The organism is Serratia sp. S4 (genome assembly GCF_000347995.1).
GTDB lineage: Bacteria > Pseudomonadota > Gammaproteobacteria > Enterobacterales > Enterobacteriaceae > Serratia > Serratia quinivorans.
Map to the genome: position 1 here is coordinate 4,284,753 of NZ_KB661120.1, position 19,612 is coordinate 4,304,364.

The 19,612-nt window shown below is 56.0% G+C and carries 15 protein-coding genes and 1 other RNA gene; 5 read left to right on the plus strand and 11 right to left on the minus strand.

The window, feature by feature from the left end; genetic code table 11:
• Positions 1-145: 145 nt before the first annotated feature.
• Entirely contained in the window at positions 146-364 is a 219-nt protein-coding gene (locus SERS4_RS0120690; protein WP_017893867.1) for a hypothetical protein, read from the minus strand.
• 187 nt (positions 365-551) lie between these two features.
• Here SERS4_RS0120690 and SERS4_RS0120695 point away from each other — a divergent pair, with 187 nt between their 5' ends.
• Positions 552-1,220: a response regulator gene (locus tag SERS4_RS0120695; protein ID WP_017893868.1), complete on the plus strand. Its 669-nt coding sequence runs from the start codon at positions 552-554 to the stop codon at positions 1,218-1,220.
• Positions 1,217-2,623 (plus strand): HAMP domain-containing sensor histidine kinase, encoded by a 1,407-nt coding sequence (locus SERS4_RS0120700; protein WP_017893869.1) that lies wholly within the window; start codon positions 1,217-1,219, stop codon positions 2,621-2,623. The genes SERS4_RS0120695 and SERS4_RS0120700 overlap by 4 nt, the downstream gene beginning before the upstream one ends.
• A gap of 99 nt (positions 2,624-2,722) precedes the next feature.
• Here the strand turns inward: SERS4_RS0120700 and SERS4_RS0120705 are convergent, their stop codons facing one another.
• The 9 genes from SERS4_RS0120705 to SERS4_RS0120745 all read right to left on the minus strand — a co-directional run bounded on the left by SERS4_RS0120705 (position 2,723) and on the right by SERS4_RS0120745 (position 16,798).
• On the minus strand, positions 2,723-3,688 hold the full coding sequence (locus SERS4_RS0120705) for a zinc-binding alcohol dehydrogenase family protein (protein ID WP_017893870.1): 966 nt from the start codon (positions 3,686-3,688) through the stop codon (positions 2,723-2,725).
• A gap of 118 nt (positions 3,689-3,806) precedes the next feature.
• On the minus strand, positions 3,807-7,079 hold the full coding sequence (locus SERS4_RS0120710; protein WP_017893871.1) for an autotransporter domain-containing protein: 3,273 nt from the start codon (positions 7,077-7,079) through the stop codon (positions 3,807-3,809).
• Positions 7,080-7,329: 250 nt separating this feature from the next.
• On the minus strand, positions 7,330-10,209 hold the full coding sequence (gcvP, locus tag SERS4_RS0120715; protein WP_017893872.1) for an aminomethyl-transferring glycine dehydrogenase: 2,880 nt from the start codon (positions 10,207-10,209) through the stop codon (positions 7,330-7,332).
• Between the two features lie 92 nt (positions 10,210-10,301).
• Positions 10,302-10,688 carry a glycine cleavage system protein GcvH gene (gene gcvH / locus SERS4_RS0120720; RefSeq protein WP_017893873.1) on the minus strand — a complete coding sequence of 129 codons (387 nt, stop codon included), beginning with the start codon at positions 10,686-10,688 and terminating at the stop codon, positions 10,302-10,304.
• Positions 10,689-10,733: 45 nt separating this feature from the next.
• Positions 10,734-11,831, minus strand: coding sequence for a glycine cleavage system aminomethyltransferase GcvT (gene gcvT / locus SERS4_RS0120725; protein ID WP_012146618.1), 1,098 nt, complete (start codon positions 11,829-11,831; stop codon positions 10,734-10,736).
• A gap of 545 nt (positions 11,832-12,376) precedes the next feature.
• Positions 12,377-13,579 (minus strand): FAD-dependent 2-octaprenylphenol hydroxylase, encoded by a 1,203-nt coding sequence (gene ubiI, locus SERS4_RS0120730; protein ID WP_017893874.1) that lies wholly within the window; start codon positions 13,577-13,579, stop codon positions 12,377-12,379.
• Between the two features lie 83 nt (positions 13,580-13,662).
• Positions 13,663-14,841, minus strand: a complete 1,179-nt coding sequence (ubiH, locus tag SERS4_RS0120735) for a 2-octaprenyl-6-methoxyphenyl hydroxylase (RefSeq protein ID WP_017893875.1) — start codon at positions 14,839-14,841, stop codon at positions 13,663-13,665.
• Between the two features lie 4 nt (positions 14,842-14,845).
• On the minus strand, positions 14,846-16,159 hold the full coding sequence (gene pepP, locus SERS4_RS0120740) for a Xaa-Pro aminopeptidase (protein ID WP_017893876.1): 1,314 nt from the start codon (positions 16,157-16,159) through the stop codon (positions 14,846-14,848).
• A gap of 60 nt (positions 16,160-16,219) precedes the next feature.
• Entirely contained in the window at positions 16,220-16,798 is a 579-nt protein-coding gene (locus tag SERS4_RS0120745) for a YecA family protein (RefSeq protein WP_012146622.1), read from the minus strand.
• A gap of 321 nt (positions 16,799-17,119) precedes the next feature.
• On the opposite strand from SERS4_RS0120745, the gene zapA reads away from it, so the two are divergent.
• The 3 genes from zapA (at position 17,120) to SERS4_RS0120755 (ending at position 18,310) form a co-directional block, all read left to right on the plus strand.
• Positions 17,120-17,449, plus strand: a complete 330-nt coding sequence (zapA, locus tag SERS4_RS0120750; RefSeq protein WP_012146623.1) for a cell division protein ZapA — start codon at positions 17,120-17,122, stop codon at positions 17,447-17,449.
• A gap of 41 nt (positions 17,450-17,490) precedes the next feature.
• Positions 17,491-17,673: non-coding RNA, 6S RNA (ssrS, locus tag SERS4_RS26575), on the plus strand.
• Positions 17,674-17,701: 28 nt separating this feature from the next.
• A complete protein-coding gene (locus tag SERS4_RS0120755) occupies positions 17,702-18,310 on the plus strand; it encodes a 5-formyltetrahydrofolate cyclo-ligase (protein ID WP_017893878.1) in 609 nt (202 codons plus the stop codon).
• A 43-nt stretch (positions 18,311-18,353) separates the two neighbouring features.
• Here the strand turns inward: SERS4_RS0120755 and serA are convergent, their stop codons facing one another.
• A complete protein-coding gene (serA, locus tag SERS4_RS0120760; protein WP_012146625.1) occupies positions 18,354-19,592 on the minus strand; it encodes a phosphoglycerate dehydrogenase in 1,239 nt (412 codons plus the stop codon).
• Positions 19,593-19,612 lie beyond the last annotated feature (20 nt).

Consider the following 19,612-nt stretch of genomic DNA (forward strand, 5'->3'; position numbering starts at 1 on the left):
GTTCCTTTCTTTGATTGGGAAGTCATAACCGGTAACTGGCGCTCAGCAAAGCTACCTCAGCCACCTTCTTCAACAGAGTATAGATATCCATGCTGCAGAATATCCAAGGGTATTTTTCCACTTGTTACCCTTATTAAAATAAACCTTATAACTGCACCAAACGACGCAGCTGTTTTTTAATCCGTGGCTTTAAGCTTTTATAAAAAATCAGGGACTGCGCATGCTGAATATGCGGTAAGGGGAAGGAAATCTGGACGGGATGATTTTCCCCTTGCGCGCCAACGTCGGAAGGCAGTATGACCAACACCAACAATAAAATTGCGCCTGTACAGGTAACCGCCATTGAAAAGTTGTCGACACGCATTTTTCCTACCCTGATGATTTGTGCAGGAATCAGCGTACTCGAAATATATCGACGCTCCCTTAACGCCAAATTAATCCCAGATTAAGGTTTGCTTAAGAACGATAGTGCAAAAAGGATGACGCCGTTGTCTTCCCATGAGGGTTGTAGTTATATAGCCGCCAGCGCCGTGACATAAACCGGATACCCCGTGAACATATTGTTAGTGGAAGACGATCTGCAATTGGGCAAGGCCCTGTGCCGGGCACTAGAGCTGGCGGGTTTTGAGCTATGCTGGGTGCGGCTGGTGCATGATGCTCAAACCAGGCTCTCACAGGGCAGTTTCGATTTAATGCTGTTAGACCTGACCCTGCCAGACGGGGATGGATTAAAAAAACTGGTCGAGTGGCGGGCCGCCGGACAAAATATCCCGATCATTATTTTGACCGCACGCGACCGTATCGAAAGCCTGGTCAATAGCCTGGACTCCGGCGCGGACGACTTTCTGGCCAAACCTTTCGCCTTGCCTGAGTTGATATCCCGCGTGAAGGCGGTGAACCGCCGCATGGCCGGGTTTGCCTCCCAAACCTGGAGCCTGGGCAATCTGTATCTGGACCCAATCAATCACCAGGTGACGCTGGATGACGAACTGCTGCTGTTATCGAAAAAGGAGTATCGGCTGCTGCATGAACTGATGCGCTGCGCCGGCACCGTGGTGCGTAAAACCGCACTGGAGCAGAGTCTGTTCGGCCATGGCGACAGCGTGGAAAGTAATTCTCTGGAGGTGCATATGCATAACTTGCGGCGCAAGATTGGCAAGGAAAAAATTATCACCGTGCGTGGCATCGGTTATTTATTAAAAAAAGAGACTCTGGGATGATAAGTTTTAAATCCTTTTTTATTCGCACCATTATTTTCCAGGTTTTAGCTATATTATTGCTCTGGGGCGCATTGATTGGTTGGGTAAAATATTCATATTATCCCGATGCGGAAAAGTATTTAGATAATCAGCAACGCATTGTCGCCCGGGGTATCGCCAATATTCTTGATAAGACAGATGTTACCAACCGCAGTTATCTTGAGGTGATTAAAGATATCGAAGTCATGTATATCGACTCGATCAAAAACGGCATGCAGGATGAAATAGACTATCGCCCGCTATTTGTGGTTTACGATAGCAACAACCAGATGCTTTACGCCTCACCGTCACAGGAAAAACCGTTGTTCCTGCCGCCGTCGGTGCTGTCCGGCACCATCAGCTACGCCAATGTGAAGTGGCATATTGCCGGCAGTTGGAGCGATAAACAGCAATTTAGAGTGATCGTCGGCGAATCCTTTGACAACCGCACCACTATTTTCGGCAATCCGGCGGAAAGTACCGCGATCCCGCTGTTGGTCACTCTGGCAGCCATCATTGTCACTTTGCTGTTCACCGCCTATCTCAGCCTGCGGCCACTGCGGCAAATTGCCAGAATGATCTCTGACCGCAAGCCCGGTACTCTGTCGCCGATCAATGCGGCCGAACAATATCAAGAAATCCGGCCAATCGTTTTGGAAATCAATAAGCTGATGTCGCGTATCGATGCAGCCAATCAACGTGAAAAGCGCTTTATGGCCGACGCGGCTCATGAACTGCGCACCCCGATCGCCGCCGTGCTGGCACAGCTGCATCTGCTGACCCAGGTGGCGGATAAAACCGAACGTCAGGAAATCATTGAAGACATGCAACAAGGGTTGGATCGCGCCGCATCGCTTTCGCGCCAGCTAATTGATCTGGCCAAACTGGAGTCGGAAGACTTCCCACTGAAGATTGAAACGGTGAATATCCACGCGGAAATCGGCAAATGCATTGCCCAGCACGTGCCCTATGCGCTGGAGAAGAACGTCGAACTCTCGCTGGATGGCAGTGAAAATGTGATAATTGATACCGATCGTCACTCGCTGATTACCATTTTTACCAACCTGTTGGAAAATGCCATCAAATACGCGCCTGACGGTGGCCGAATCGAAGTCAACATCCGTTCGCTATCGCCACTGGGTTGCTATATTACTGTGCGAGACAATGGCCCCGGTATTAACCCTGAATACCACAAACGGTTATTCGAACGTTTTTATCGCGTGCCAGGTACTCTGCAGGTCGGCAGCGGTCTGGGGCTGGCGATTGCCAAAAATCTGGCAGATAAAATCGGTGCGCAACTGCGGGTGGCCGAAGGGCTTGATGAACGCGGCATCGGGTTTGTTATTGATCTACCGGAGAACTATCTGGCGTCATCGGAGAGTTAAGCCAACATCGCCCAGCCAATTTTACTGCAACGGCATCCGCTTGATTTGCTGTGGCAAACAAATGGGCAAACTGTTATTTGCCCATAAATATAAAAATAGCTATCCGGCAATGCGGATCACCGAGCGGACGTCGCTTTTCTTGTTCAGATCCCACACTTCAGCGATCTCGGATAAGCCATGCTCCTGAGTCTCGACCGAAATCTGCCCGGTGGCCGCCAACGCCAGGATCTCACTGGCATATCTCTGCATCTCAGCCGCCGGGGGGAAATTGCCGGTGCCGCTACCCATAATCTGCAGTTGGTTACTGCGCAATACTGCCGCCGGCAAGCGAATGTCTGGCCCGGCCATCGACCCAACATTGACCAAGCGAATACCGCGCCCACCGGCGTAGGAAGACAGGTCGTGGTTGTTCAGCGTGGCCAGCAGCGCCTCGGTCGCCGTACCCCAGATGTAATCGACTATCACCTGATATCCGTTCGGCCCTGCGGCAGCAGCGAAAGCCTGGGTTAGCGCATCCCCTTCCAGACTGAGATCCACCGTTGCATCGGCATCCAACGCATCCAGCACGCTCTGCCGACGGCCTGCTGCAACAATGCGCCCTGCGCCCGCCTGACGAGCCGCCGCCACCGCCAGCTTGCCCGAGGTGCCGGTCGCGCCAATAATCAGTACCGTTTCACCCGCCTGAAGCTCGGCACGCCAGTGCAGCGGCAGCCAGGCAGCGAATGCCGGGTTGATCAAGGCGGCGGCGGTAGCATCATCCACACCAGCCGGTACCGGCACGGTCCAGGAAGCGACGGTACGCTCAGCCAGAGCACCGTGCGGCTGTCGGAAAGAGGCGAAATAAACCCGCTGGCCGTCCGGTGTATAACCAACACCATCGGTTCCGGGCACGACCGGCAACGCCTTCGGGCTGGAGTAATGGGTTCCCGCCACCATGGCGCGATCCAGTTGTTTGATACCGGCTACGCTCACCTCGATCAGCGTCTCCCCTTCCCTGGCTACCGGTTCATCCACATGACCCGCCACCGGCGCCTGACCTAACACGTTGACAATTGCAGCTCTCATTATTATTGCTCCATATATCGTTCGGGTACCCTGCGGCGACAATAGAAAAGGACACTGCATAATGCAGTGCCCCACTGATAGTACGCTTTGCCGAACGTGTTATTGATATTGACTAAAATCAGAACCGCCAGGTCACGGACAGATTGCCCTCTAACGAATTGCTACCCTGACGGAACAGTTCGCTGGAAAGGCCGGCCCCGACGGAAACATCTTTGTTCAACTGATATTGCACACCCGCCTGCGCCGCCAATCCATCACGACCGGCCAACGTGCTTTTGCTATCAAAAGCGGAGGCGTCATAACCGACGAATTGGGCACGCTGAGTGACACTGTTGCTCAGCAGCTCATGTTGCCAACCAAGGCGCAGGGTGGCGGACAAAGCCTGTGGCCCCTGGTACAACGCTTCCACGCCCAGCGTGCTTTGCAGTGAATCGGCATAATGGCCTTTAATCTGCATCGGCAAGGTACCAGACCCGGACTCTTTAATTGTACGATGCCTGCTGGCGGTATAATCCAGCGCGGCTACCGGGCCGAAGCTGAACGAATCGGTTAACGCAAAATGATAGCCGCCGCCCAGGGTTAATGAACCGTTCCAGGTCGTCCAGTCGCTCTTGCTGGTGCCGCTCACACCGGCGACATCAAACTGACGCTTCATATGATTATCCTCAGCCCCCACACGCCCCAGGCCATAGGCAAACGCCCCGGCCATGGGATCCTGCGCGAAGCTGAACTGCAGACCGACATCAAATGACGTGCTGTGTGCCCGCGCCCGATCGGCGCTTTTGGCATTGACCGTTTGCCCGCCGACCGCCACGTGGAAGCCGGTTGTCAGCCCCGGCACCAGGACGTTGCGTTTCTCCGCGCCGAACAGCACGCCATAACGCGAGGCGTTGTAACCGGTGATATTGCCCGCATTACGCTGCCAGGTGCCACCGCCGTAAGGCAGGGCAAAACTGATCCAATCCTGCTCGTCGCCCATTGGAGCCAACGTCAGATTGCGTTCCGGTGCCGTCAACGCACGGGTTAACTGACGCTCACGATCAAAGGAGGCCTGGATCAGGCTGTTATAGGCCGACGGCTCCAACTGTGCCAAAGCGCCGCTCACCTGCTTGCCATCAGGAGTGGAGAAATCCAGCGCGGTCAGTAACGGCCGCATATCATTACCCGCCGTCACCGCCGCACGGGCCAACGCCAGCCCGACATTTCGCTCATTTGCGCTCTGCGCATACTGGCTGTAGGCCGATGCACCACGGGTCGCACTGATTTGATATTCTCCGCCCGCCAACGGCGCTGTACTGAAGCTCAGCGTCGGTGATTGCGTCTGTACGCTGACTTGATCGAACTCGCCGCTGACCTGTCCCAGTTGCAGCAGCGAAGCGCTGTTCAACTGCCAGTCTGAGGCATACCAGCCTTTTACCGGCATCAGCGTCAGGGCACCGCCCAGACTGGATGTGCCACTGATTGACACCTGATCTCCGTGCCCCAGGCTGTCGAACATCAGTTGCAAACGCCCCTGTGGCCCCTGCTGGTAATCACCAATGATAGCAACCTGGCCAAAAGGCGAACCGGTAGTCAGCAAGCCGTTATTGGTGAACAACCCGGCATCCGATAGCGCATAACGGCTATTGCCTGCCAACTGGGCCCCCGGCTCAATGTCCACGCTATACACCTGATGCTCGCCGTTCAGGGTGGTTTTGCCCCCTTCCGCCACCAGCGCCAGATTATCCTTGCCGCGAATATTGCCGTTATAGGTGAAATCAAAGCCACTATCCGCCGCAGCGGTCACCTGCCCCAACGCATCCGGTTGCAGACCGAAGGTTAAGCGGGTGAGCCGCGCCTGATTATTTTCGTCCCATTGCGCATAATCAGAAATAATATCACCCTGAATATCGGCGCCGCGCATCACGTTGATTGCGCCGGCCAGCGCATTCACCGACTGGTAAATAGCCGCTTTGGCCCCCTTTAACGAGCCGGTGATATCGAAGTTGGACACCAATGGTCCTGCCATGTCTTCGGACTGATCGGTGCCGCCCACCAGCCAAATATACGAACCCCGGTATTCACTCTCATTGCCCAGCAGGTTGTTGCCAAAATCCAACCGGGCAGCGATGCCCTCTTTACCGGTCGCCTCCAGGCTGCCGCGCTGGATAATCCTGTGGTTATCGCCGTAGGCCACCAATAAGCCAGTGCCGTAATCACCGTTGGCCTGCACCCGGGTACCCGGTGCGATGGTCAGCGTATTGCCCGCACCGTCAATCCGAATACCGGCGGCGGCAACGCCATCGGCCAGTAAGTCACCATGTTGCTCTATCCGGTTATTACTGCCGTATATGTGCAACCCGAGACCGCGGGCGGCGGTATTGGCCTGGCCGTCAAGATACGCAGTGCCTGCGGCATTGCGCGCGAAATACCCCTGCTGGTTAACCACATCCAGGCCACTGCCGTACACAGAACGACCAAAGAAATTACGACGATCGATGTCGTACCCCATGTCCTGCAGCATAGCCAGCTCGGCTTCCATCATGGTGGTGTAGTTGCGGTAATCTTGATGGCTCATCAGGCTGCGATCCAACTCACTGTGGGACATGTAATCCTCATCCAGACTGCCATCCTCAAAGAGGATTCGCACAGGAACTCCCGGCATAGCGCCGGCCAGCACCTCTTTGACGTGACTGCCGGCAAAATAGCCCTGGTCTTTGCGCACGTCAAAACCTGAAGGATCGTCCGGTCCCTCACAACCTTTGCATAAAATGGCCTGATCCGGCTGAGCAGGATTACCGTTGTCGTCAAACAGGTGTGATGTCCAGCTGCCCTGCGTCGGGCTAAATTGCGTCACGCCATCGACTACCTCAGCCTCATTACTTATTCCCAGCGCATGGGCAATCTCATGAAATATAGTGACTTCCAGATCGGTACGGTGATCGGTTGGGATCTGCGCTGGCGAGGCTTGGGTCGGGGTAAAGTTCAATTTACCGATGCTAACGAAGGCGTGGGCGCCACTGTCCAACTCACCTGCATCCTGGCCTTGTAATACCGCCTGAAGTTGGGTCAGGCTAAATGGGACTTCGCTGACATTAGGGCTCAATGCTCCGGCATTCTGTTCATCAAAAGTACCGATATTGATCACCCCGGGCAATTCGCCGGGCTTGGGTTTAATGATATCGGCCCAGCGCTGCGCCGCACTGATCACCTGGGCCTTTTGTCCGGCATCCAGTGTCCAGGATGAGCGCTGAGGTCCATCCTCATCCGTAAAATAGCTGCCGTCGGTGGGAGCGTAAAAATTCAGTTTAAATACCGTTTGTCCGCTGTGATTGCGGACTTCATAACTCTCAACCGCCTGCGCGGCACAGAAGGGTAAAGCCGCAATGATTGCGATAGCCAACCTTTTCATAGAGCACTCCTTGTGAGTCTATCTTCCCTGCAAAATATTTTGCTGAGTTCAATTTAATCACCAGGGTTTAAACGGAAAGTAAACCGATCCGAGTCTTAACCCGGATTGAATAAAAACGACGGGAAATAGCATAAAAAATAAAAAAAACAGCAATTAATCAAAGATATAAACAAGAATACTCTTAGGTGTTTCGCGCAAAAAAAAGCAGCGCATGATGCGCTGCCTCTTGATAGCCCATTGACAGAGGAGCTTATTCGTATTCGCTCATCGGCACGCAGGAACAGAACAAATTGCGGTCGCCGTACACATCATCCAAACGCTTCACGCTCGGCCAGTATTTGTTCTCACGCACTCCGGCGATAGGGAATACAGCCAGCTCACGACTATAGGCATGCTGCCAATCGCTGACCAGCTCCGCCTGAATGTGCGGCGCGTTCACCAGCGGGTTGTCTTCCAACGGCCATTCACCTTTTGCCACCCGGTCGATCTCGCTGCGGATAGCCAGCATCGCGTCGATAAAGCGATCCAGCTCCACTTTGCTTTCCGATTCGGTTGGTTCAACCATCAGCGTGCCCGCTACCGGGAACGACATGGTCGGCGCATGGAAACCGTAGTCAATCAGACGTTTGGCAATATCCATTTCGCTGATGCCGGTCTCTTCTTTCAGCGGACGAATGTCGAGAATACATTCATGCGCCACGCGGTGATCGCGACCGGTATACAGCACCGGGTAAGCGTCCTTCAGGCGGGTCGCAATGTAGTTGGCATTAAGAATTGCCACCTGGCTCGCCTGTTTCAGCCCTTCCGCGCCCATCATGCGGATATACATCCAGCTGATTGGCAGAATAGAAGCGCTGCCGAACGGCGCAGCGGAAACCGCACCCTGCTGAGTGAGCACACCGTCGATCTGCACTACGCTGTGGCCTGGAACGAAGGGTGCCAAATGCGCTTTAACGCCGATTGGCCCCATGCCTGGACCGCCGCCGCCGTGCGGGATACAGAAGGTTTTATGCAGGTTAAGGTGTGAGACATCCGCACCGATATAACCTGGCGTAGTGATGCCCACCTGAGCATTCATGTTGGCGCCGTCGAGGTACACCTGGCCGCCGAACTGATGAACGATTTGGCACACTTCACGGATAGTTTCTTCATACACGCCGTGGGTCGACGGGTAAGTTACCATAATACAAGACAGCTCTTCACCCGCTTGCTCCGCCTTGACGCGCAGATCGTGCAGATCGATGTTGCCGTTCTTGTCGCAGGCCACCACCACCACGCTCATTCCTGCCATTTGGGCAGAAGCCGGGTTAGTACCGTGTGCGGAACTTGGGATCAGGCAGATATGACGGCCGGATTCGTTACGGCTTTCATGGTAATGGCGGATCGCCAGCAGCCCGGCGTATTCGCCCTGCGCGCCGGAGTTCGGCTGCATGCAAACCGCGTCGTAACCGGTCAATTGCACCAGCCACTGTGACAACTGGCCGATCATCTGCTGATAGCCTGCAGCCTGCTCCGGCGGGCAGAACGGGTGCAGCTCGGAGAATTCAGGCCAGGTAATCGGGATCATTTCCGCCGCGGCGTTCAGCTTCATGGTGCAAGAGCCGAGCGGGATCATCGCCTGGTTAAGCGCCAGATCCTTGCGTTCCAGACGGTGCATATAACGCATCATCTCGGTTTCGCTGTGGTAACTGTTGAATACCGGGTGAGTCAGGATCGGATCCTGACGCAGCATGCCCGCCGGGATCGACTGGCTATTTTTGCTTACCGCCGCGTCCAGCGCGTCGATGTCCAGACCGTGATTGTCGCCCGCCAGCAGGGCGAACAAAGTCTGCACGTCTTCACGTGAGGTGGCTTCGTCCAGCGTGATACCCACCGCACCGTGAATGTCGGTACGCAGGTTGATACCAAAGCTCAATGCGCGTTCCAGCACCGCGGCCTTGTCTTTCACTTCCACCGTCAGGGTGTCGAACCAGGTTTTATGGCGCAATTGCAGACCGGCCTGTTGCAACCCGGCAGCCAGAATGTCGGTCAGGCGATGGATGCGCCCGGCAATGCGCTGCAGGCCCTGTGGGCCATGGTACACCGCATACAGGCTGGCAATGTTGGCCAGCAGCACCTGCGAGGTACAGATATTCGAGTTGGCTTTTTCACGACGGATATGTTGTTCACGGGTTTGCATCGCCATGCGCAGCGCGGTGTTACCAGCGGCATCGCGGGAAACACCGATGATGCGGCCCGGCATCGAACGTTTGAATTCGTCACGGCAGGCGAAGAAGGCGGCATGTGGGCCACCGTAGCCCATCGGCACGCCAAAGCGCTGCGCGGAGCCGAACACCACGTCGGCGCCCTGTTTGCCCGGTGCGGTCAACAGCACCAGCGCCATAATGTCGGCAGCCACGCTGGTGCCGATTTTGCGGTTTTTCAGTTCCGCCAGCAGTGCGCTGTAATCGTGCAATTCACCGGTCGTGCCAACCTGTTGCAGCAGCACGCCAAACACGCCCTGCAGTTCCAGCACCTTCTCGGCTTTATCTACAATCACTTCAAAACCGAAGGTGGCGGCGCGGGTACGTACTACGTCCAGCGTCTGCGGATGTACGTCGTCAGCCACGAAGAAGCGGTTGGCGTCTTTCAGCTTGCTGGCGCGTTTGGCCAACGCCATCGCTTCGGCTGCCGCGGTTGCTTCGTCCAGCAATGAAGCGGATGCCAGATCCAGACCGGTCAGATCAAGAGTTACGGTCTGGAAGTTCAACAGCGCCTCAAGACGGCCCTGCGACACTTCCGGCTGATAAGGGGTATAAGCGGTATACCAGCCCGGGTTTTCCAGCATGTTACGCAGGATCACCGGCGGCGTCAGCACTGCGCTGTAGCCCATACCGATATAGGATTTGTAGCGCTGATTCTGCGAGGCAATCGCCTTCAGTTCGGCCAGCGCCTGATGTTCAGTGGCCGCATCACCCACCGGCGGCGGCGCAGGCAGTTGAATATCTGCCGGCACAATCTGTTGGATCAGCGCGTTGAGCGAACGTGCGCCCACCGCTTCCAGCAACTGCTGCTGTTGCTGCGCAGAAGAGCCGATATGACGTTCGATGAACGCTTCGCTGTGTTCAAGTTGGCTGAGTGTCTGAGTCATTGCTACAAATTCCTGAATGCTTACGGGGTACGGGACATAGCCTGTTCTGTAACTAAAACGCCCCGACCAATAGGCCTGGGGCGTTGCAACGGTTACTCGTCGATAGAAGCCTGATAAGCCGTGGCGTCCAGCAGCTTCGCCAGTTCGCCTTCGTCTGAGGCTTTAATCTGGAACAGGAAGCCTTCAGCGTATGGCCCGCTGTTGACCAGCTCCGGAGAGCCTTCCAGTTCGCCGTTTACCGCAACGATTTCGCCGCTGATTGGCGCGTAAATGTCAGAGGCCGCCTTGACGGACTCCGCCACGGCGCAGTCTTCACCGGCGGCAACGGTGCGGCCTACTTCCGGCAGATCGACAAATACCATATCGCCCAGCAGTTCCTGCGCGTGTTCGGTGATGCCCACGGTGTAAACGCCGTTACCTTCTGAACGAACCCACTCATGGGAAGATGCATACTTCAATTCTGTTGGCACATTGCTCATCGCCAGCTACTCCTTCGAAGAAATAAAGAATCAATAAACAAAAAATTAATTAGTCAGTGGCTTACCGGCACGCACGAATCCAGGTTTGGTGACCTTGACCGGCATTTCACGGTTGCGGATCTGCACGATCGCCTGCTCGCCGATACCGGCGGGCACGCGGGCCAGGGCAATACTGAAGCCCAGGGTCGGTGAGAATGAACCGCTGGTGATAATCCCTTCATGCGTCTGACCTGCTTCATCGGTGAATCGCACCGGCAGCTCATTACGTAATACGCCTTTTTCCGTCATGATCAAGCCGACCAGTTGCTCGGTACCCATTTCACGCTGTTTTTCCAGCGCTTCACGGCCAATAAACTGACGGTCTTCCGGCAGCCAGGCAATAGTCCAGCCCATGTTGGCGGCCAGCGGCGAAACGCCTTCATCCATTTCTTGCCCGTACAGGTTCATGCCGGCCTCCAGACGCAGCGTGTCGCGTGCGCCCAGGCCGGCAGGCTTCACACCTGCTGCCAGCAGTTTTTGCCAGAAATCGACCACCTGCTCTTTCGGCAGGGCGATTTCATAGCCCGCTTCGCCGGTATAACCGGTGGTGGCAATAAACAGATCCCCGGCCTGTACGCCGAAGAATGGCTTCATGCCTTCAACCGCGCTTTTTTGTTCCGGAGTAAATAAGGTGGCGGCACGTTCTTTGGCCTGTGGGCCCTGCACCGCAACCAGCGCCAGATCGTCACGCACCGTCAGGGCTACGCCGTAAGGGGCTGCGTGCTCTTCGATCCAGGCCAGGTCTTTTTCGCGTGTGGCGGAATTCACCACCAGGCGGAAATAGTCTTCAGTAAGGAAGTAAACAATCAGGTCGTCAATCACACCGCCGGACGCATTCAGCATACCGGTGTATAACGCTTTGCCAGGTTGAGTGAGCTTGGCGACGTCATTCGCCAGCAGGTAACGCAGGAACTCGCGGGTGCGGGCACCGCGCAGATCCACAATGGTCATGTGGGAGACGTCGAACATACCGGCATCCTGACGCACGGCGTGGTGCTCATCGATCTGGGAGCCGTAATGCAGCGGCATCATCCAGCCATGAAAATCTACCATGCGCGCACCGCACGCCACGTGCTGGTCGTACAGTGGGGTTTGCTTTGCCATCTTTTCCCTCATTTCACTCAGAAGCTGAAGATAGGGTGCTGCTACGCAATACATCAGATAATGGCTCGCGGCCGGATTGCGTGGCGCACTGACTGCCCAACAGAAACGCTGCGCCGAAACGTGCAAAAACTGCGGCTAACCGCCGCGACGCAAACGATACCTTTGTCCTGACGTTATCACCGAATGACCCCATTAACCATAAGATAAAATAGGCTTGGCGTCGTTCAGGGCCAGTAAAATGCCGGGCTAGTGTGCAGAGTTTTTGACTGGAAAAATGCGCTTTAAGGCACAAAACCAACAATTAAAGCACCAAAAATCCGAAGTTATATAACAAACCCACGGCCGCATACGGAATTTCGACTTTTGATAACCGAACATGGAATTAGAAAAACTAATGGCAAAACCGGCCTGGAATTAGATTATTTCAAATGAAGTGTTATATAAGAAAAATCTATGGGTATAAGGCGCAGGGCTGCGCCTTCGGGAGCGATGATAATGCGAGGAAAATAAGGCAGAGAGGTCTGGCGACCTCCCTCAGACAGCGGTCAGGCCAGCCATTCTGGCAGATCATTGAGGCCCATCGCCTGACGCACCAACCTGGGCTTCACGCCCGGCAGGCTGTCGGCCAGTCGCAGCCCGACATCACGCAGCAGCTTCTTCGCCGGATGGTTGCCGTCAAACAGTTCTCGGAACCCCTGCATGCTGGCCAGCATGACCGCCGCGCCGTGTTTGCGGCGGCGCTCGTAACGACGCAGATACAGGTGTTGGCCAATATCCTTGCCCTGACGTTGCAGACGGCGCAGTTCGGCAATCAACTCGGCGGCGTCCATAAAGCCCAGGTTAACCCCTTGCCCCGCCAGCGGATGCACGGTATGCGCTGCATCACCTACCAGCGCCAGCCGGTGCGCGGCAAAGCTGCGGGCGTAACGCCCGGTCAGTGGGAAGGTCTGACGTTCACTTTCCACCGTGCAGGCACCGAGGCGCAGGTCAAAAGCCATCGCCAGCTCACGGTTAAACTGCTCCGGCTCCAGTTGCTTCAGCCGTTCTGCCTCCTCCGGCGCCACCGACCAGACGATCGAGCTTAAATGCGGATCGCTGAACGGCAGAAACGCCAGAATGCCATCGCCGTGGAACACCTGCCGCGCCGTCGCCAAATGCGGTTCTTCAGTGCGGATAGTGGCCACCAGCGCATGGTGGCGATAATCCCAGAAGGTTAGCGGGATATCGGCATGCTGACGCAGCCAGGAATGGGCACCGTCGGCACCAATGACCAACCGGGTAGTCAGCATGCGGCCATCTTCCAGGGTGATAAAAGCGTCGTTTTCGCCCCAGGCCACCTGCTTGAGCGCCGCCGGAGTCATCAGCGTGACGTCACTCAGGCTTTCCGCCCGTTTCCACAATGCCTGCTGGATCACCGAGTTCTCGATGATATGCCCGAGATGACTGAAGCCGCACTCGTCACCACGAAAGGCTATTTTACCGAAGCTATCGCGATCCCAAACTTCCATCGCGTTATAGGCGCTGGCGCGCAGGTTGAGGATCTCGTCCCACACGCCAATATGCTGCAGCAGGCGCTCGCTGGCGGCATTGATAGCGGAAACGCGCAGTTCCGGCTGTGGTTGCGGCGGCGTCATATCCGGTTGCTGATGTTCCAGCACCGCAACGCGCAGACCGCTGCCCTGCAAACCACAGGCCAGAGCCAGCCCCACCATACCGCCACCGGCGATAACCACGTCAAATGATTGCATGCTGCTTAATTTCCTTAAATGACTCGCTGTGCCATTGCCCAGCGTTTTGGGCGCAGCACGCTACGCCCCTGCTCATACACCGCTTAACGATCGACCCAGCCCAAAGTGCGCTTGGCAAAGGCGTCTCGCACCGCCGGTAACCGGGCCATCGCCATCAGGCCCAGATTGCGACCGACCACCAGGGGGCCATAGCGATTGGCGAACAGCCGGATCAGGCCGTCGGTCACGCCGATGGTTGCCTGCTGATCTTGCTGCCGCCGTTGTTGGTAACGCCCCAACAGCGCATAGCCACCGGGATCTTCTCCGGCCTGCTGCGCCTCGGCCAGGGTTTCCGCCAGCGACATCACGTCACGCAGGCCGAGATTGAACCCCTGCCCGGCGATCGGGTGCAGCGTTTGCGCGGCATTGCCCACCAGTGCCAGGCGATGGCTGACATGCTGATTGGCGGTCAATAGGCTGAGCGGATAGCTGTGACGTTTCCCGGCGCGAAGGATGCGCCCCAGACGCCAGCCAAATGCCTGCTGCAACTCACTGATAAAACGTTCGTCGTCCCAGCTGTCAACCTGCTCGCGATCTTCACGCGCATGGCACCACACCAGTGAGCTGCGTCCCTGAGACATCGGCAATAATGCCAGCGGCCCGTACCGGGTGAAGCGTTCAAAAGCGCGCCCCTGCGGATGCTCGGCGGTGGTGACATTGGCGATGGTAGCAAACTGCGGATAGTCGCTTTGCTGCCACTGCACATTACAGGCCTGTGCCAGCGCCGAACGCGAGCCGTCTGCCGCCACCAGCAGTTTCCCGCTGATGCGCTGACCGTTATCCAGCAGCACTTCGGCCTGCTCCGCGGTGCGCACTACATCGACCACCCGGGCCGGACAGTGCAGCGTAACGCCGGGGGCCTTGGCCAGCAGAGCAAACAGCCGTTGCCCTGCGTCGTGCAGCTCAATCACCTGCCCCAACGCGTCAACCTGATAATCCTGCGCGTGCAAATTAACGAACCCGGCGTGGCCGCGATCGCTAACGTGCACCTGGGTGATGGCCGTCGCACAATCACGCAGCGCCGGCCAAACGCCGATGCGCGTCAACTGCTGACAGGTGCCCTGCGCCAGGGCAATGGCGCGGGCGTCAAATCCCGGATGGCTGCGGTCGTCCGGTCGGGTCGCTTCGACCAGATCAACCGCCAATCGTCCCTGAGTAAGCGATGAAATGGCCAACGCCAAAGTCGCGCCCGCCATACCGCCGCCAACGATGATTACACTCATGCTATTACCTTGCCGCCGCCATCAGTGCTTCGATGGCGTCAGCGTCTTTCACTACGCCGGCAGTCAGGTTCTCAATACCGGTCGCGGTGATCAGGATGTCGTCTTCAATACGAATGCCCATGCCGCGATATTCTTCCGGCACGTCGGCATCCGGCGCAATATACAGCCCCGGCTCAACCGTCAGCACCATACCCGGCTCCAGCGTACGGTCGCGATCCGGCGTGCCGTAATGGCCGACATCATGTACATCCAGCCCCAACCAGTGGCCAAGGCCATGCATATAGAACGGACGGTGGGCCTGCTCGGCAATCAACTGCTCTACTTCGCCTTTCAGGATCCCCAGCTCTACCATCCCGGTAATCATAATGCGCACCACCTCATCATTCACCACACGAATGCTGATGCCCGGCTTGAACATCTCCAGCGCCCGCGTCAGTGACGCCAGCACGATGTCATACACCGCGCGCTGCGGTCGGCTGAATTTGCCGTTGACCGGGAAGGTACGGGTGATGTCACCGGCATAGCCTTTAAACTCACAGCCGGCGTCGATCAACACCAGATCGCCATCGCGCAATTCGCTTTCGTTCTCGGTGTAATGCAGGATGCAGGCGTTGTCTCCACCACCGACGATGGTGTTGTAGGACGGGGAGCGGGCACCCAGGCGGGTAAACTCATGGTGAATTTCCGCCTCGAGCTGATATTCGAACATCCCGGGACGGCATTTCTCCATCGCACGGGTATGGGCCAGCGCACTAATTTCACCTGCGCGGCGCATGATAACCATCTCTTCGGACGACTTGAACAGGCGCATTTCATGCAGCCACGGACGCCAGTCGGTCAGAGTCGCCGGTGCCTGAAGGTTCTGACGGAAGCCTTTGCGCAGCTTGTCCAGCGCGTCGAACACTATTTTATCGGCATAGGCGTACTGGCCCTGTGCGTGGTAAACCACGTCCAGGCCATTGAGCAACAGAGGCAATTGATCGTTGATTTCATTGAACGGCAGAGCGCGGTCCACACTCAGCTTCGCCGGAGCGGCATCCTGGCCCAGACGGCGGCCAAACCAGGTTTCCGCCGCCAGATCGCGCACCCGGTTGAACAGCACGCTGTGGTTATGCGTCTCGTCACTTTTCACCAGAATCAGCACCGCTTCCGGCTCGTTAAAACCGGTCAGGTACCAGAAATCGCTGTTCTGACGGTAAGGATATTCAGTATCGGCACTGCGCGTCGCTTCCGGCGCAGAGAAAATAATCGCCGCGCTGGCCGGAGCCATTTTAGCCAACAGCGCCTGACGGCGGCTGTTGAATTCCTGCTGAGTCATCACCTTCTCCTGAAATCAATCTGCCTGTGCTCACGGCCTTAAGGACGTGAAATCGGGTATTTAGTGCAAGGTCGGTTTGGCATTTTCCGGTGCCGTCGGCTTGCGGCGGGTAAATTCGGTGTGGCACAAAATGGCCGCCATCCGCACATACTCCACCACTTCCTCCAGAGAGTGCTCAAGCTCTTCCTGGTCTTCGTCTTCTTCATAACCGAGTTGGGCGATATTGCGCAGATCGTCGATCGCCTCACCCACCTCGTCTTTCACCTGAGCCAGTTTCGGCTGCATCATGCCGAGCCCGAGCAGGAAATGGTTCACCCAACCGCTCAGCGCGTCGGCGCGATCAAACACGCTGACCGTCTCGCCTTCCGGCATCATCAGTTGGAACATGAAATCGTCGTCTTCCAGCGTTTCACGCGTAATTTCATGAAGTTGCTGAAGTGGCAAGCTTAGCGCCTGCGGGAAGGCCACGCCTTCGTTAGTCAGATCATAGACCAGCGATTGCCAGCCGGCGTCGCGGCTGCCACCGCACAACAGGCCACTGATCAGGCCGTGCATTTCTGCAGCGGTCAACGCCACCGCTTGCTGGTTGAGGGCAAGGGTCAAAGATTGGTAACTTGGAAATGTATTCTGTATAGACATGCGTATTCGTCATCGTTGGCAGGATAAGTTCGTGTTATGCTACCACCAAGGTCCGTCGCTGTACCAGATAAGCACGACACCTCAGTGGCTAGTTATAATCGTGATGTGCCAGATCTCACACACTGCCGGCAGGGAACAAAATGAAGCTAAATACGCATTTTGAAACCCTTTTTTGACTGGTAATGTCTGTCGCAGTAGATTACAACCAGGTACTGAAAAAGGGGTTGTATCTTGGTACCGAGGTATATATAGTGGCGCCCGCTTTGGACGGCCCGGTAAGGGCAGGTTGAGGCTGGCGCGAAATTTAGGCAGGAAGGTGGCATGTCTGCACAACCAGTAGATATTCAAATTTTTGGTCGCTCTTTAAGAGTCAATTGCCCGCCAGAACAACAAGATGCGTTGAACATGGCAGCGGTCGATCTTAACGAACGGTTGCAAGATCTTAAAGTTCGCACTAGAGTCACAAATACTGAGCAGCTCGTTTTCATCGCGGCATTGAATGTTTGTCACGAACTTGCTCAAGAACGGTTGAAAACCCGTGATTATGCGTCCAATATGGAACAACGCATTCGCATGCTACAACAGACCATTGAACAGGCTTTGCTTGAACAGGGTCGCATCTCTGAACGTCAGGATGCACAATTCGAATAACTTAAGTTGCTGAAATCCAAGGTTTCGGCAATGAGTAAAAAATTTCTCTGAGATGTTCGCCAGCGGGCCAGTCCCCTGAGCCGATATTTAGTACCAACAGAATGTGATGATCCGCGATCGGTGTGCATGCTCGGCCCGCCGAGAAGCCTTAAGATTGCGACAGCACGTTCACCTTGAACCATGGGTTCAAGGGTTACAGCCTGCGACGGCATCTCGGAGATTCCCCCTTCCTCAGCGGTAAGTGTGCTGACTATGTCTTTTCAAGCCCAGTATGCCCAGCAGCGGCAAAACATCCGTAACCAAATCCGTCAGCGTCGACGCGCCCTAACCTCTGAACAACAAAATAACTTTGCCCTGCAAACTGCCGAACGTATCGCTGTACATCCGCGCATCCAGGCGGCGCACAGCATTGCAGTATTTTTGTCGTTTGACGGTGAGTTGGATACCCGTCCGCTGATTGAACGGTTATGGCAACAGGCCAAGCAAGTCTACCTGCCGGTGTTGCACCCGTTTAGCCCCGGCAACCTGCTGTTCCTGCGTTACACCCCGGAAACGCCGCTGGTTCACAACCGTTTCAATATCCTTGAGCCACAGCTCGATGTGCGCAACGTCTTGCCGGTCGGATCACTCGACGTGGTGCTGACGCCATTGGTGGCGTTTGACAGCTCGGGCCAGCGTTTGGGGATGGGCGGCGGTTTTTACGATCGCACTCTGCAAAACTGGCAACATCTCGGCCCTTACCCGATCGGGTTGGCGCATGACTGCCAGCAGGTGGAACAGTTGCCGGTGGAGCATTGGGATATCCCGCTGCCGGAAATCATTACCCCATCTCAAAATTGGACATGGCAGATAGCCAAATAGAAAAGGCCGGAAAAATCCGGCCTTTTTGTCACCGCGTATTCAATCAGAGCAGCAGGCGAGCACGGATAGTGCCGTCAATAGCCTTCATGCGTTGCAGTGCAGCATCAGCACGTTCGGTTTCCGCTTCGATATCGATAACCACGTAGCCGATTTCCGGACCGGTTTGCAGGTACTGCGCGGCGATGTTCACCCCTTCTTCAGCGAAGATCTGGTTAATCTGCGTCAGTACACCAGGACGGTTTTCATGGATGTGCAGCAGACGGCTGGCATTAGGGCCATGCGCCGGCAGTGATACTTCCGGGAAGTTAACCGCCGACAGGGTCGAACCGTTGTCGGAGTATTTTGCCAGCTTACCGGCCACTTCGTCACCGATGTTCTCCTGCGCTTCCTGCGTAGAACCGCCAATGTGCGGAGTCAGGATCACGTTGTCAAACTCGCACAACGGTGAGATGAACGGCTCACTGTTGGTCGCAGGTTCTTCCGGGAAGACGTCGATCGCCGCACCGGCCAAATGCTTGCTGGCCAGGACTTTGCACAATTCTGGGATATCCACCACGGTACCGCGCGAGGCGTTGATCAGAATCGAGCCAGGCTTCATCAACGCCAGCTCTTCTGCGCCCATCATATTCTTGGTCGACAGGGTTTCCGGCACGTGCAGCGTCACTACGTCGCTCATATTGAGCAGATCGGACAGGTGGCGCACCTGCTGGGCATTACCCAACGGCAGCTTGTTCTCGATATCGTAGAAGAACACTTTCATGCCCAGGCCTTCGGCCAGGATACCCAGTTGGGTGCCGATATGGCCGTAGCCAATAATCCCCAGCTTCTTGCCGCGCGCTTCAAACGAGCCGACGGCCAGCTTCTGCCATTCGCCACGGTGCGCTTTGGCGTTGGCGGACGGAATGCCGCGCAACATCAGCAGCAGTTCGCCCAGCACCATTTCAGCCACGGATCGGGTATTAGAGAAAGGTGCGTTAAACACCGGGACGCCGCGTTTGGTCGCCGCCTTCAGATCAACCTGGTTAGTGCCGATACAGAAACAGCCAACCGCCACCAGCTTCTCTGCGGCAGCGAAAACTTCTTCGGTCAGATTTGTGCGCGATCGGATACCGACGAAGTGAGCATCGCGAATCGATGCCTTAAGCGATTCGGTGTCTAACGCACCTTTGTGATATTCAATGTTGGTATATCCGGCTGCCAGCAGATTATCTACCGTGCTCTGATGAACCCCTTCCACCAACAGGAATTTAATCCTGTCTTTCTCCAATGATACTTTTGCCATTTACCCGACCCTATGTTCAG